Here is a 14,981-nt window from a genome sequence, read left to right as displayed (position 1 = left end):
TACCCGGTTTAACATCTCGCTAAGACTTGTCTAATCTTGGAAATTTAAATATTATATGCGGATAGATTTAGATAATCATATTTGGAGGACAACTTGTACAAACCTGTAGACCCGCGTGTAAACTTTCCCGAGATGGAAGAAGCCATTCTCAAATTCTGGGAAGACAAGGGAATTTTCAAGCGGTCGATTGAACAGAGAGAAGGCTCTCCCGAATATGTATTCTACGACGGACCTCCATTTGCTACTGGATTGCCCCATTTCGGGCATTTCGTACCCGGTACATTGAAAGATATCATTCCCCGTTACCAGACCATGAAAGGTAATAAGGTGGAACGCCGTTTCGGTTGGGACTGCCATGGACTTCCTGTAGAATACGAAATGGAGAAGGAACTCGGTATTTCCGGAAAAACGGAAATTGAGAAATTCGGTGTAACCGAGTTCAATGAACAGTGCCGCTCGATCGTGCTGCGCTACACAAACGAATGGGAAACCGTAATTAACAGACTCGGCCGGTGGGTCGATTTCGAAGATGACTATAAAACCATGGATCCCGATTACATGGAATCCATCTGGTGGGTGTTCAAGCAGCTCTGGGACAAAGGTCTCGTTTATGAAGGTCATAAAATCCTTCCCTACTGCCCCCGCTGTTCCACCGTTCTGTCCAACCACGAGCTGAATCTCGGAGGCTACCAGGACGTTCACGATCCGGCCATCACCATCCGGTTCAAAGTTAAAGGCGAAGATAATACCTATCTACTGGCCTGGACGACCACGCCCTGGACCCTTCCGTCCAACCTGGCGCTGGCTGCCGGACCGGACATCGAGTACGTCAAGGTAAAAGACGGTGAGGAGTTCTTCATTCTCGGTGAGGAAAGACTTTCCGCTTACTACAAGAGCGAAGAGGATTACGAGATCGTCGCCCGTTACAAGGGAACGGAACTTGAAGGCCTGGCCTATGAGCCGCTTTTCGACTATTTCGCCGAAGAAGCGGATAATGGCGCCTTCAAAGTCTATCTGGCCGACTACGTGACAACCGAAGACGGTACAGGGATGGTCCACACCGCTCCCGGTTTCGGTGAAGACGACTACAACACTCTGAAGAAAACAGATATCAATGTAAAATGTCCTATTGATGACGAATGTCAGTTTACCAGTGAAATCCCCGAGTACAAAGGACGTTTCGTAAAGGACTGCGATAAAGACATCATCACCAGGCTGAGAGAGGAAGGGAAACTGATCAAAAGAGACCAGTATCTTCACTCCTATCCCCACTGCTGGAGATGTAAATCTCCTCTTATCTACAGAGCCGTAAGCTCCTGGTTCGTCGATGTTCCCAGCATCAAGCAGAAAATGCTCGATGCCAACGATACCATCAACTGGGTTCCCTCGCATCTGCAGAAGGGGAGATTCGGAAAATGGCTGGAGGATGCCAGAGAATGGGCCATCTCGCGAAACAGATACTGGGGTAACCCCATCCCCGTCTGGAAATGTCCCGACTGCGGCAAAACGGATTGTATCGGAAGCCGCCAGGAACTGAAGGACCGTTCCGGTCAGGATGTGACCGACCTCCACAAGCATTTTGTCGACCATATCACATTCAAATGCGACTGCGGCGGCGAAATGAAGAGAATCCCCGAAGTTCTGGACTGCTGGTTCGAATCGGGGGCTATGCCTTACGCGCAGAACCACTATCCTTTCGAGAACAAGGAGAAGTTCGAAGCCAACTTCCCCGCCGAGTTCATCTCCGAAGGATTGGACCAGACGAGAGGATGGTTCTATACGCTGACCATTCTGGCCGCGGCGCTCTTCGACAAACCGGCCTTCCGCAACGTCATCGTCAACGGACTGGTTCTGGCTGAAGACGGAAAGAAAATGTCCAAGTCCGAGAGAAACTACACCGACCCCATGGTTGTCATCAGCAACTTCGGAGCCGATGCTCTCAGGCTTTTCCTGATGAATTCCGCCTGCGTTCGGGCCGAGAGCCTGAAATATTCCGATGACGGTGTTAAAGAAGTTCTCAAAAGCATCATCATTCCTTTCTGGAATGCCTACAGCTTTTACGTGACTTACGCCAATATCGATATGGTGAAACCGGAAGGCAAACCGGAAAATCCCGAGAATCCCCTCGACCAGTGGATTCTTTCGGAAACGGAAAAAATGGTTGCCGAAGTAACGGAACAGCTCGAAGCTTATGAAGTGCAGAAAGCCATCGGTCCGATCGTTTCCTTTATCGATCAGCTCAACAACTGGTACATCAGACGGTCGAGAAGGCGTTTCTGGAAATCGGAAAACGACGGAGACAAGTTCCAGGCATACGGAACGCTGTACCATGCCCTTATGACGGTTATAAAAATCGCCGCACCTATCATCCCCTTCGTGACTGAAGAGATTTATCTCAATCTGAAGACCGATGATATGCCCGATTCGGTTCATCTCTGCGACTATCCCGTAGCGGATACATCGGCGAGAGATGAGGAGCTGGAGCTCAAAATGGCTCTGACTCAGCAGGCTGTTTCCATGGGGCGGGCGCTCAGAAGCATACACAACCTGAAAACCAGACAGCCCCTCAAGGCTATGCATCTGGTTACCAGAGACAAAGACGAGAAGAAAGTCCTTTTCGAGATGGTGGATATCATCCGCGAAGAGCTCAATGTCAAAGAAGTCCTTTTCCGTGAAAACGAAGAAGACCTGGTTGAATACTCCGCCAAGGCCAACTTCCGCGTGCTCGGAAAAATCCTCGGAAAGGATATGAAAGCCGCCGCTTCGAGAATTGAAACACTCACAATGGATGAGATCCAGACCGTTCTCGAGGGCTCGACTCTCAATATCGAGTTCGAAGGAACTGAGCATACAAACCTCGACATCACTGAAGAGCATCTTATGATTCAGAGACAGGAAAAAGAGAACCTCAAAGTTCTCAACGAAGGATCTCTGACCATCGCGCTTGATCCGGAAATTACCGAGGAACTGAAAAACGAAGGTATCGTAAGAGACATCGTCCGTTCAGTTCAGAATCTGAGAAAAGAGAGCAATCTGGACGTAACAGACCGGATCAGCCTTTCCATTGATGGTTCCGAAGCGGTAAAAATCGCCGTGGAAGCCTTCGAAGAGCACCTGATGCAGGAAACGCTGACATCGAAGTGGACCTGGGAAAAGAAAGATGATGCTGTCGAAGCCGCTTGCGGTGACGAAACCTGTATGATCTCTCTTGTAAAAAATTAACTTGCAGCGGAGCCCGGCTCCGCTTTATTCTTTAAAAGAACTGACCAAAAGGGAGCTACCATGAAAAAACTGAGCGGGATAATTCTTCTGACCATCGTAATTTTTACCGGTTGCAGGAGCATGCCCGCTCTGTTGCCGGCTGACAAGCGCATAACCTGGCTGCCTGCTGACTCCAAGGTCTTCCTGAACGTCAACATCGATGGAAACCGGGAATTGTTCAATCGCACCATTACGAAGATGGGAATTGACAACAAAGACCTCCAGTCCATAATCGACAGAAGCCATACGGTCTGTCTCGGACTGGAGAATCCCCTGGACCTGGCTGATCCCGGCATTCATATGATATCCGAAGGGGAATATAACAGCGGGATGATGAAGCTCGGCCTGAGAGTTTCGAAGGACTGGGCGCAAACCGACAGGGAGTCGGGGACCATTACCAATGCGGAAGCCGGTATTCAGATCGTTCCCGAAAAAGGGAAAATCCTTTTTTCCGAAGGAAAAATCGATGAAATCCTGACCAATCGCGTCGATCCCGTACCGGTCTATCTGCCCAGGGACGTGCGCGACCATTTCATAGAATCGGACATCATTCTCTATTATCCCCAGCCGTCCCGGGACGTTCTGACGGCTCTTTCTCCCAATCTGGCTGACCTCGAGGTCGATCTCTTCTACATATCCATGAACAAAGTTGAACCTGTTGCTGAAGGCGAAGAGCCTGAATACGAAATCATGGGACTGGTGAGAATGAAGGACATTACCAAGACCAGGCCATTTTCCACAGCGCTCAAATGGGTTATCCTCGGCGTCGTCGTTTCATCGGAAAACCCCGACACCAAGCAGTTCCTTAAAACGATAAAAATCGATACGCAATGGAACGATGTGGAATTGAGCGGGCTCAACCTGTCTCTGGAAATGGCCAGCGATATGATTTCCAATGTTATCAAGCTGGATATCTACGAGAAATAAGGTCAGAGGTTAACTGTTCACAGAAAAATCAGCTCTTTACCGTTTTTCTCATTTAGTGTATCTTTTCATAGAATCAAAATCGGAAGGAGAGGTATATGATCGGAGTTGTCGATTACAAAGCGGGAAACCTGAAAAGCGTGGATTCAGCTTTGTCTCATCTTCATGGAGACTTCTTTATCTCCGACGATCCGGAAAAACTGCTGAAATGCGATAAAATGATTTTTCCCGGTGTGGGGGAAGCTTATTCCGCCATGGAAGTCCTCCGGTCCACCGGACTGGGAGAAGCCGTTAAAGAATTCGCCTCCTCAGGAAAACCGCTCCTGGGAATCTGTCTCGGAGCTCAGATCGTCTTCGACCACTCGGAGGAAAGGGACACGCCCTGTCTGGGGATCATTCCCGGTAAAGTCAAACGGTTTGCTCCGGATATGGGGTTGAAAGTGCCTCACATGGGGTGGAACACAATCGAATACAGGGAACTGCCTCTTTTTAAAGATATTCCGCAGAACTCATCGTTCTATTTTGTCCACTCTTATTATATTGCCTCGGAAAATGATGAAAATGTAGCCGCTATCTGCGAGTACGGCATTCCCTTTACGGCCGCGGCTGTAAAAGACAATATACTGGCCTGCCAGTTTCACCCGGAAAAAAGCGGGGAACCGGGACTGCAGCTCCTGAAGAACTTTATAGAGCTCTACTGAGGCAAAGGAAAAAAATATGTTTCAGAAAAGAATCGTCGTCTGTCTTGATGTAAAAGAAGGCAGATGCACCAAAGGAATCAAATTCAAAGATAATATTGATGTCGGCGATCCTGTCGAAATGGCAGCTAAATACTACCGCGACGGCGCCGATGAGCTTGTTTTTTACGATATTACAGCCTCTCATGAGAAAAGAGGCATCATGATCGATGTTGTCCGCAAAGTGGCCGAACAGATCTTTATTCCCTTTTCCGTCGGCGGAGGCATATCCACTCTCGATGATATCAAAGATGTTATTCTGGCGGGAGCGGAAAAAGTCAGCGTCAACTCATCGGCTGTGCGCAATCCCTCGATTATTGAAGAAGGCGCGTCGCTATTCGGTTCCCAGTGCATTGTTCTGGGGATGGATGCCGCTGCCGATCCTGACATGCCTTCGGGGTACCGGGTCTTTATCAATGGCGGCCGGAAAGCTATGGATCTGGACGCTCTGGCCTGGGCGAAACAGGCGGAAAGTCTCGGCGCAGGGGAAATCGTGCTCAATTCCATCGATGCCGACGGGATGAAGACAGGTTACGAAATCAATCTGACGAAAATGATATCCCGATCGGTCGGGATTCCCGTCGTAGCATCGGGCGGCGCGGGAAGCCCTGAACACCTGGCTGCGGTTCTCAAAGAAGGATCGGCCGATGCGGCGCTTATCGCCTCGATGGTGCACTTCGGCGATTATACTGTTGAGGATATAAAAAAGCACCTGACCACTCAAAAAATTCCCGTGCGAATGTGATATAATTGAAGCAGCAGATCTCCTGATCCTGTTATTCAATCAGGAGGTCATATGGGAGATCCGAAGTTGAAACCGAAAGAGGGAAAATATTCCTATGCCGATTATCTGACCTGGCCCGATGAGGAGAGGTGGGAGATTATTGACGGCGAAGTCTGGGATATGAGCCCCGCACCGATCAGAAAGCATCAGTTTATTTCCGCCTATTTAACAGCTGAGATATTCACATTTCTCAAAGGTAAAACATGCCAGGTCTATGCCGCACCCTTTGATGTCAGATTGGATGAAACAGAGAATCACATCGAGGAAAGCGTTTTCAATGTTGTCCAGCCCGATCTTTCAATCATTTGTGATACGAACAAACTGGATGATACAGGATGTAAAGGCGCTCCTGATCTCGTCATTGAAATCCTCAGTCCTTCCACATCATTTAAAGATGAAACCCACAAACTGAATCTCTATGAAAAATCGGGGGTTAGGGAGTACTGGATCATTAATCCTGAAACGGAAATCATAATGATCTACCTGCTGGAAGGTGAAAAATTCAAAGCACCAGTCAGCTTTAGAAAAACCGGGACCTGGGAAAGCCCTGTTCTCAAAGGATTTGAGCTGGATATTTCCGGTCTTTTTGAATCCCTCTGAAGAGAATACTTATTCCTGACACTTGCCCCTCAGCTGTAAAATTTGTATATTAGCAATACCAAATACAGTTAAGAATATCTCTTGAGTCAGGAGTCTATAAAATGCCGACATATGACTATAAATGCAATCAGTGCAGCCATGTTTTCGAATACTTCCAGGCCATGACAGATGAGCCACTTTCTGTCTGCCCCGAATGCGGCGGAGAAGTAAAGCGGATGATTGGCGGAGGATCTGGACTGATCTTCAAAGGCAGTGGATTCTATGTTACCGATTCGAAGAAAAGCACCAGCGGCAGTTCTTCCAAGTGAAAAAAGCTCCCGACGAGGGAGCTTTTTTGTTTAGTCATTTCCCGTAGCCGGGAACCATGTCCGTTCTGCATTGGCAACCGCCTGATCAAGCAGATCACCGAAATCGATATTGTTGAACATCTCTCTGGTTTTCTCAAAATCAGGCCTGGTTTCCGGATGCTGCGGCGCAAACATGGCGCAGCAATCATCGTAGGGCAGGGTTGAGGTTTCGAAAGCGCCGAGCTTTCTCGATATCTTTATTATCTCCTCTTTATCCATTCCGATAAGGGGACGGAAAACCGGCAGGGTGACAGAACTGTTTGTAAAGGCGAGCGATTCCATTGTCTGGCTGGCAACCTGGCTCAGAGCTTCGCCTGTAATCAGACATCCGCCGTCCCTTTCTTTCGTGATTTTCTCCGCAATCGTCATCATGGCCGCTCTGGCGTGAAGTGTCGTAAATGACGGCTCGACGGATTGGTTCACTTTAACCTGTACATCGGTGAAAGGAACAGAAAAGAGATTGATCCCGCTGCACCAGGGTGCGAGAATCTTCGCCAGTTCCTTGACCTTCTCATGAGCTTCGTTGGATGTGTAGGGGGGCGTGTGGAAATAAACCGCATCGAGCTTCAGTCCCCTTTTCGCCATCAGATAACCGGCGACGGGAGAGTCTATCCCTCCCGAAAGGAGAAGCGTTCCCCGTCCCGCCGTGCTGACGGGAAGTCCACCCGGTCCCTTAACACCGTAGCCGTAAACATAGGCTTTCTCCCGCAGTTCCACATGGATAACCCAGTCGGGGTTGCGGACATCGACTTCCAGTCCTTCAACCGCTTCGAAAATCATCCCTCCGATTTCCCGGGAATAATCATAGGAGTCCATGGGGAGGCTTTTATCGACCCTTCTTGTCTCCACTTTGAATTTATTGCCATATCCTGAAGCCAGGTTCTGCTTAGCCAGAGATATTGCCAGTTCGGAAATTGGCTCCAGCTCCTTGGCGCAGCTGTGGGTTTTGTAGAAGCCGACTATGCCGAAAGTGGAAGCCAGAACTTTGGTCACCACTTCTTCCGGCACATCTTCCACTTCAAGATAGAAGCGGCCGCTTCGCACGTTGACATGGCTGCCATAGGGTTTGAGGTTTTTCTTTATATTGTCTTTGAGCTGTTTCTCAAAAATCTTTCTATTCCCTTTTTTCAGGGATATTTCACCGATTTTGATTAAATAGAGATCTTTCATGTGGGTAAAATAACAGATTTGCGGGGAATAATGAAGGGTTAAACTTCGCCCATCACCTCAAAACCCAGGTCGACGAAATGCTCTCTGTCAAAAGCATTGATAACGATCTTGGCCCGTCCTTTCCGTCGGTCGACCTTCACGATCATGCCTTCCTTGCCTTTCAGAGGGCCCGAAATAATCTGAATAAGGTCATTTTCATCGAATTTGGCTTTGGAGAGGGCAGCTATCTGATTGCCCGTAAAAAGAGACCGGAGGAACTCCATATCTTCCTGACGAACGGGTTTTATATCCTTGTTGGAAGGCAGGACCTGAAAAAAATCGGGAATTTTCTTGAGCTTTGTCAGAGACGCCGCACTGATCTCCTCGGATTCCACGAAAATATATCCGCCGAACATCGGTTTCAGCTGTCTGGTCGTTTTCCCCTTTTTGCGGATCATCAGCTCCCTCATGGGACAGAAAACTTTCAGATCATCTCCCAGTTCTTCTTCGATGGCTTTTCTGATCTTTTCTTCCGATCCTGTTTTGATATGAAGGGCAAAATAATGCATGGATAAAATATATCTTTTATCGTTCATTTAGTGAACAAAAAACTGGAAGTGTTTTGGAAAATGCGATATGATTGTTCACAGATTGAACAATATACCGTCAGCAGGTTCCGGCCGCGTCGGTTTTTCCTATCTATTCCGTAGTCCTGTCAATGGACCAGGTCTATCCAAATTAAAACCATAAATGAAAAACCCAGAAAACGAACTGAAAATTCTCGAACTTATCTCACAGGGCAAGGATGATATCAGCCAGCGCGATATCTCCCGCATAATCGGTCTGTCCCTCGGCATGACCAATTCCATTCTGAAAAGATTTGCCGAGAAGGGACTCATTACGATTAAGAAGGTCAACAACCGGAATATCCAATATGCCTTGACGGCAAAAGGTCTGGAGCAGATAGGGCAGAAGTCCTGGAGATATTTCAAACGGACCATCCGGAATGTCGTCGTGTACCGTGAAGCCATAAATGGCATACTCCGCGAAGCAAAAGCTGACGGATATAATGAAGTCGTTCTTGTCGGCAGCAGCGATCTTGAGTTCATTGTCGAACATGAATGTTATAAATTGGGTATACCCTTTCGGGTTGCTTATGAAAAAACAGAAGAAATTTCTGAAAAAAGCTATATAGTTTTTGCTGAGAATGAGTTGAAACAGCCTGTGGAAAATTCTTACAGCTATTCGCTCAATAGTCTTGTTTATTAATAATAGATATTTTGGGGGACTCGAAAGCGTCGGGACCCAAATCTAGTCGTAAAAATGAGGAGCACATCATGAAGGGAATCATACTGGCCGGCGGTTCCGGTACGAGGTTATATCCGGCGACAAAATCGATCTGCAAACAGTTGCTGCCCATTTATGACAAGCCGATGATCTATTATCCTCTGTCGACTCTTATGCTGGCGGGGATCAGGGATGTGCTGATAATTTCCACTCCACAGGATACTCCAAGATTTGAGGAGCTTCTGGGAGACGGTAGGCAGTTGGGGATGAACTTTCACTACGCAGTTCAGGATGCTCCCAACGGACTGGCTGAAGCGTTTATCATCGGTAAAGATTTTGTAGGGGATGATTCCGTAGCCCTGGTTCTGGGAGACAATCTTTTCTACGGCCACGACTTCGCGAAAATGGTTAAAAAAGCCTCATCTCAGCAGGAAGGCGCCACTGTATTCGGATATTACGTGACCGATCCGGAAAGATATGGTGTGGTTGATTTTGATGAAAAGGGTAATGCCCTGTCTCTTGAGGAAAAACCGGCTGAACCCAAATCAAACTACGCCGTCGTCGGGCTATATTTTTATGATAATGATGTGATTGATATCGCTGTGAACCTGAAGCCTTCGCCCCGCGGCGAACTGGAGATTACCGATGTCAATAAGGTTTATCTGGAACGGAAGAAGCTGAAAGTAGAGCTGATGGGCCGTGGTTTTGCCTGGCTTGATACGGGAACCCACGGATCGCTTCTCGAAGCTTCGCAATATGTCGAAGTTCTGGAAGCCAGGCAGGGTTTGAAAATCGCATGTATTGAAGAAATCGCCTATAGAGAGGGATTTATCAGTCTCGGTCAGCTTAAAGTTCTGGCAGATGAATTAAAAAAATCGACTTATGGCGAATATCTTTTAAAAATGATAGATCGAGAGGAATCCCATGCCTTTCGAGTTTAAGGAGACGCCGATTCCGGGTGTTCTGATCATTCAGCCGAAAAAATTCGGAGATGATCGCGGTTTTTTTATGGAAACCTACAAGAAAAGCGATTTTGACAAAGCCGGGATTCATGAGAGTTTTGCTCAGGATAATCACTCCTTTTCTTCAAGAGGCGTTTTGAGGGGTATCCATTTTCAATCGGCTCCTCATGCCCAGGGAAAGCTGGTTCGGGTTGTCAAAGGGGCTGTCTGGGATGTGGCTGTGGATCTGATTGAAGGTTCTCCCACATTCGGAAAGCACTTCGGGATTGAACTGACAGAGGAAAACGGAACCATGCTGTATATACCGCCGGGGTTCGGCCACGGATTTCTGACTCTGAAAGACAACACCCATTTCCTCTATAAGTGCACGGAAGAATATGCACCGGAATCGGATGGGGGAGTCATCTGGAATGATCGGGAGCTTAATATTCACTGGCCTCTGGAAGGGGTGATCGATTTTCCGCTGATCTCCGGGAAAGATGCCTCACTGCCGGAACTGGAGACCCTACGATGATCTGGGTCGTGGGAAACGGTGGTATGCTGGGGCAGGAGCTGTGCCGGCTTTTCGATACTGAAAAAATCGATTATTCAGGCACGGACAGAGAACTATCCATTCTGGAGACAGAAGTTTTAAAAAAACATGCTGAAAAGTATAATCCCGAATGGATTATAAACTGTTCCGCTTATACAGCTGTTGATAAAGCGGAAGATGACAGGGATTCGGCATTTAAAATCAATCGGGACGGGGTTGAAAATCTCGCTAAAATTGCTGCGGTACGGGATATCCCGATAATTCACATATCGACTGATTATGTTTTTGACGGGACATCGGCTGTTGCCTTGAAAGAAGATGCACCGACAGGGCCGATCGGAGTCTACGGTCAGAGTAAGCTGGCCGGGGAAGAGGTACTGAGAGATCAGTGCCTAAATCATTTTATTATCCGGACGGCCTGGCTGTACGGGCAGTACGGGCCTAATTTCGTCTATACTATGCTCAAGCTGATGAATGAACGGGATTCGATAAAAGTTGTCAGTGACCAGGTCGGTTCTCCTACCTGGACGGGAGATTTGTCTCAATTGATTCTTCGGATTATTAGTGATAAATCAAATAAATACGGTACTTACCATTTTTCAGGAGAAGGGCAGTGCAGCTGGTACGACTTCGCCTGTGAAATATACCGTCTGGGAAGGCAGAAAGGAATGGTTGAATCGGAATGTGACATTGCGCCCTGTACTTCAGCTGAATTTCAAACTCGAGCGAAGAGACCGGCATTTTCTCTGTTGTCAAAAGAAAAAGTAAAATCTGAAATACACTTCATTCCTCCTGAATGGCGGGCTTCATTGCGGAGATTTATAGAAGAAATTACAGAGCGTGATATCATCTGAAAATAAGAAACTACCGACTGTTTATTCTCTTGGCCTGGATTGATGAAAATTGATCTTTGCTAGGGTTTCCCGGATAGTGTATACTATTAGTGAATCAATTCACCAATAGTTATGTTTTTTTAGGGGTACTTGATGTTTGCTCGATATCTTGAGTCAGAAATTCTAAAAAAAATTCCTTCCGGAAAAGCCATTCTTGTTACCGGTCCTAGGCAGGTCGGGAAAACGACCCTGATAAAAAAACTTCTGGAAAGAAAAGATTATCTTTTTTTGGATTGTGATGATCCGACAGTCCGGTCTGTATTAAGCAGCATTAATACAGAGGAACTGAAAACACTGATCGGCAATCATAAATATGTTTTTATCGATGAGGCGCAGAGGATTCCAGGGATCGGTTTGACTCTTAAGATTATCGTCGATCAGCTGAATGATGTCAGGCTTTTAGTAAGCGGATCATCTTCCTTTGATTTGTCCAATGCCTTGAATGAACCATTAACCGGGCGGAAATGGGAATACGAACTACTGCCTGTCAGTTGGGAAGAGTTAGAAACCTCCATTGGCTTTCTCGCAGCTGAACAAAAACTTGAGAATTGCCTTCTGTACGGATTATATCCTGATGTATTGAATCATCCGGGTGAAGAAAGGGAAATACTGAAAGAGTTGGCAACAAGTTATTTATACAGGGATATACTTGCCTATTCCGGTTTAAAGAAACCGGAAGTGCTGGACAAACTGGTTCAGTCTCTGGCTTTGCAGGTTGGCAGCGAAGTCAATTACACCGAACTTGCCCTTCAGGTCGGAGTAGACAAGAATACAATCGCGCACTATATCGATGTCCTTGAGAAGGGCTATGTTGTTTTCAGACTGAGCAGTTTCAGCCGGAATCTGCGGAATGAAATCAAGAAGAATAAAAAAATATATTTTTATGATAACGGTATACGCAATATGGTAATCGGAAACTTTGCCAATCTGGATCTGCGTGCAGACAAAGGCCTGTTATGGGAAAATTTTCTGGTTTCGGAGAGGGTAAAACAGAATCTTTACAGGAATACTTTTTCAAAAATGTACTTCTGGAGGACCAGGCAGCAACAGGAAGTCGATTTTGTTGAAGAGAGGGATGGTCAGATCCATGGCTGGGAGTTCAAGTGGAACGCCAGGAAGAATACCCGGCTGCCTAAGACATTTACAGAGACATATTCTGCTGAATCGTCAGTGATAGACAGATCGAATTTCAGGGATTTTATCTGTATGGGGCGATAGCGAGACCATTATAAGTTAATGCTGAAAGGAACAAACATGAGACAATTCAAAAACATTCTCATCACAGGCGGCGCCGGATTCATCGGCAGCAATTTCATCAGAACCCTATTGGTTAAAAGCGGTTATACCGGAAGAATCATCAATCTGGATAAACTTACCTATGCGGGCAATGCCGCCAGTCTCGACGATGTGGCTGAAGCTTTTCCCGATCAGTATGTATTTGTTAATGGCGATATCTGCGACAGGGAGCTGGTGTCATCTCTCTTCGAAAAATATAAGATTGATGCGGTGTGCCATCTGGCGGCTGAAAGCCATGTGGACCGCTCCATCGAAGGTCCCGAAGCGTTTATCAATACCAATATCATAGGGACTTTTACTCTTCTGGATGTAGCAAGGCATGCCTGGGGTGATGATTTGGAAGACAAGCTGTTCCATCATGTCAGCACAGATGAAGTGTACGGATCGCTGGGCGAAACGGGCTTTTTCTTTGAAGACACCCCTTATGATCCCCGCAGCCCCTATTCCGCCAGCAAAGCCTCTTCCGACCATCTGGTCATGGCTTATTTTCACACATACGGTTTGCCGGTTACCATGACCAATTGCTCCAACAACTACGGACCCTATCAGTTCCCCGAGAAACTCATCCCGGTCATGATCGAGAATATGCTGGATGAGAAAGCTCTTCCAGTCTATGGAGATGGTAGAAATATCCGTGACTGGCTGTTTGTCGAGGATCACAATTCAGCGGTCTGGGCTGTTATGCAAAGGGGAAAACTCGGTGAAACCTACAATATCGGAGGGGAAAACGAGTGGGAGAATATTCATCTGGTCAATTCTCTCTGCGAAATCGTCGCTGACGAAAAAGGGAAAGATAAAGATTACTACAAAAAACTGATTACTTATATCAAGGACAGACCGGGTCATGACAGACGCTATGCCATCAATTGCGATAAGCTGAAGAGTGAACTGGGCTGGAAACAGTCGGTGACTTTTGATGAAGGTTTGAAGCATACGGTGAAGTGGTATCTCGAGAATCGGGAGTGGGTGGATAGCATTAAGTCCGGGGAATACCGGAACTGGATGGATAAGAATTATGTCGGGAGATAGTTTGGATATATGAAAATTGCAATCGCGGGAACAGGATATGTAGGACTGGCCAATGCTGTGCTCCTCGCTCAGAATAATGAAGTCATCGCTCTGGATATCAATAAAGATAAAGTTGAACTGATAAATAACAAAAAATCTCCCATTGTTGATAGAGAGATTGAGCAATTTCTCGCTGAAAGAGAGCTGAATCTCATGGCAACGACAGATAAGCAGGAAGCCTATAAAGAAGCCGATTATGTCATTATCGCTACGCCTACTAATTACGATCCCGAGGAAAACTATTTTGATACTTCCACGGTTGAGACGGTAATTGAAGATGTCCTGGCTATAAATCCAACATCGACCATGATCATTAAATCGACAGTACCTGTCGGGTACACAAAGGATATAAAAAAGCGTTACAAAGCAGAAAACATTATCTTTTCTCCCGAGTTTTTGCGGGAAGGGAAGGCTTTGTTCGATAACCTCTATCCCTCACGAATTGTCGTCGGCGCTAAAACAGAAGAAGCGAAGACTTTTGCTTCTCTTCTGGTCGAAGGCGCTGTAAAAGAAAATATAGATGTACTTCTTACAGATTCCACTGAAGCAGAGGCCGTTAAATTGTTTTCCAATACATATCTGGCTCTACGTGTCGCGTATTTTAATGAACTGGATACTTATGCGGAAACTCACGGGCTCAATACGAAAGAGATCATTGAAGGGGTAGGGTTGGATCCCAGGATAGGAAGTCATTATAATAATCCTTCCTTCGGGTATGGGGGATATTGCTTACCAAAAGATACGAAGCAGCTCAGGGCTAATTATCTCACCGTTCCCAATAATATAATCGGTGCCATTGTCGATGCCAATACAACCAGGAAAGATCATATCGCCAGACAGATCTGGCAGAGAGATCCTGCGGTTGTAGGTGTATACCGTTTGACCATGAAAACAGATTCGGATAATTTCCGGGATTCTTCCATTCAGGGGATTATGAAAAGGATCAAAGCTAAAGGAATTCAGGTTATTATCTACGAGCCGGCTTTGGTAGAGGATACATTTTACCGGTCTGAAGTTGTGCGGAATCTGGATGAGTTCAAACGTAGATCGGAAGTCATACTGGCTAACAGGATGGATGAAGAGCTTTTTGATGTTGAGGAGAAAGTTTATACGCGGGATTTGTACAGACGGGATTAGTCTG

Annotated in this window: 15 protein-coding genes; 13 read left to right on the top strand and 2 right to left on the bottom strand. The window is 46.6% G+C overall.

Annotation, left to right across the window (positions count from 1 at the left end):
* The first annotated feature begins 93 nt into the window (after nucleotides 1-93).
* The 6 genes from ileS (at nucleotide 94) to HNR50_RS12050 (ending at nucleotide 6,614) form a co-directional block, all read left to right on the top strand.
* The gene (ileS, locus tag HNR50_RS12075; RefSeq protein ID WP_184747029.1) at nucleotides 94-3,222 is read left to right on the top strand and encodes an isoleucine--tRNA ligase; all 3,129 of its coding nucleotides are present in this window, start codon (nucleotides 94-96) and stop codon (nucleotides 3,220-3,222) included.
* A gap of 60 nt (nucleotides 3,223-3,282) precedes the next feature.
* On the top strand, nucleotides 3,283-4,188 hold the full coding sequence (locus HNR50_RS12070; RefSeq protein ID WP_184747028.1) for a hypothetical protein: 906 nt from the start codon (nucleotides 3,283-3,285) through the stop codon (nucleotides 4,186-4,188).
* Between the two features lie 95 nt (nucleotides 4,189-4,283).
* Nucleotides 4,284-4,886 (top strand): imidazole glycerol phosphate synthase subunit HisH, encoded by a 603-nt coding sequence (hisH, locus tag HNR50_RS12065; protein WP_184747027.1) that lies wholly within the window; start codon nucleotides 4,284-4,286, stop codon nucleotides 4,884-4,886.
* Between the two features lie 16 nt (nucleotides 4,887-4,902).
* Nucleotides 4,903-5,667, top strand: a complete 765-nt coding sequence (gene hisF / locus HNR50_RS12060) for an imidazole glycerol phosphate synthase subunit HisF (protein WP_184747026.1) — start codon at nucleotides 4,903-4,905, stop codon at nucleotides 5,665-5,667.
* Nucleotides 5,668-5,718: 51 nt separating this feature from the next.
* Entirely contained in the window at nucleotides 5,719-6,306 is a 588-nt protein-coding gene (locus HNR50_RS12055) for a Uma2 family endonuclease (RefSeq protein WP_184747025.1), read from the top strand.
* A gap of 101 nt (nucleotides 6,307-6,407) precedes the next feature.
* On the top strand, nucleotides 6,408-6,614 hold the full coding sequence (locus tag HNR50_RS12050; RefSeq protein WP_184747024.1) for an FmdB family zinc ribbon protein: 207 nt from the start codon (nucleotides 6,408-6,410) through the stop codon (nucleotides 6,612-6,614).
* 30 nt (nucleotides 6,615-6,644) lie between these two features.
* Here the strand turns inward: HNR50_RS12050 and thiI are convergent, their stop codons facing one another.
* Both thiI and loaP read right to left on the bottom strand, forming a co-directional pair.
* Nucleotides 6,645-7,823, bottom strand: a complete 1,179-nt coding sequence (gene thiI, locus HNR50_RS12045) for a tRNA uracil 4-sulfurtransferase ThiI (RefSeq protein WP_184747023.1) — start codon at nucleotides 7,821-7,823, stop codon at nucleotides 6,645-6,647.
* A gap of 38 nt (nucleotides 7,824-7,861) precedes the next feature.
* Nucleotides 7,862-8,371 carry an antiterminator LoaP gene (gene loaP / locus HNR50_RS12040; protein WP_184747022.1) on the bottom strand — a complete coding sequence of 170 codons (510 nt, stop codon included), beginning with the start codon at nucleotides 8,369-8,371 and terminating at the stop codon, nucleotides 7,862-7,864.
* A gap of 181 nt (nucleotides 8,372-8,552) precedes the next feature.
* Here loaP and HNR50_RS12035 point away from each other — a divergent pair, with 181 nt between their 5' ends.
* The 7 genes from HNR50_RS12035 (at nucleotide 8,553) to HNR50_RS12005 (ending at nucleotide 14,977) form a co-directional block, all read left to right on the top strand.
* The gene (locus tag HNR50_RS12035) at nucleotides 8,553-9,071 is read left to right on the top strand and encodes a winged helix-turn-helix transcriptional regulator (protein WP_184747021.1); all 519 of its coding nucleotides are present in this window, start codon (nucleotides 8,553-8,555) and stop codon (nucleotides 9,069-9,071) included.
* Between the two features lie 68 nt (nucleotides 9,072-9,139).
* The gene (gene rfbA, locus HNR50_RS12030) at nucleotides 9,140-10,030 is read left to right on the top strand and encodes a glucose-1-phosphate thymidylyltransferase RfbA (protein ID WP_184747020.1); all 891 of its coding nucleotides are present in this window, start codon (nucleotides 9,140-9,142) and stop codon (nucleotides 10,028-10,030) included.
* Entirely contained in the window at nucleotides 10,014-10,565 is a 552-nt protein-coding gene (gene rfbC / locus HNR50_RS12025) for a dTDP-4-dehydrorhamnose 3,5-epimerase (RefSeq protein ID WP_184747019.1), read from the top strand. Before rfbA ends, rfbC begins: the two co-directional genes overlap by 17 nt.
* Nucleotides 10,562-11,437 carry a dTDP-4-dehydrorhamnose reductase gene (gene rfbD / locus HNR50_RS12020; RefSeq protein WP_184747018.1) on the top strand — a complete coding sequence of 292 codons (876 nt, stop codon included), beginning with the start codon at nucleotides 10,562-10,564 and terminating at the stop codon, nucleotides 11,435-11,437. The genes rfbC and rfbD overlap by 4 nt, the downstream gene beginning before the upstream one ends.
* 132 nt (nucleotides 11,438-11,569) lie before the next feature.
* On the top strand, nucleotides 11,570-12,694 hold the full coding sequence (locus HNR50_RS12015) for an ATP-binding protein (protein ID WP_184747017.1): 1,125 nt from the start codon (nucleotides 11,570-11,572) through the stop codon (nucleotides 12,692-12,694).
* Between the two features lie 36 nt (nucleotides 12,695-12,730).
* The gene (gene rfbB / locus HNR50_RS12010) at nucleotides 12,731-13,801 is read left to right on the top strand and encodes a dTDP-glucose 4,6-dehydratase (protein ID WP_184747016.1); all 1,071 of its coding nucleotides are present in this window, start codon (nucleotides 12,731-12,733) and stop codon (nucleotides 13,799-13,801) included.
* Nucleotides 13,802-13,810: 9 nt separating this feature from the next.
* Complete coding sequence (locus HNR50_RS12005; protein ID WP_184747015.1) at nucleotides 13,811-14,977, top strand: nucleotide sugar dehydrogenase; 1,167 nt, start codon at nucleotides 13,811-13,813, stop codon at nucleotides 14,975-14,977.
* Nucleotides 14,978-14,981 lie beyond the last annotated feature (4 nt).

This window comes from Spirochaeta isovalerica (assembly GCF_014207565.1).
GTDB lineage: Bacteria > Spirochaetota > Spirochaetia > DSM-2461 > DSM-2461 > Spirochaeta_F > Spirochaeta_F isovalerica.
This window is presented reverse-complemented; position numbering and strand designations above follow the sequence as displayed.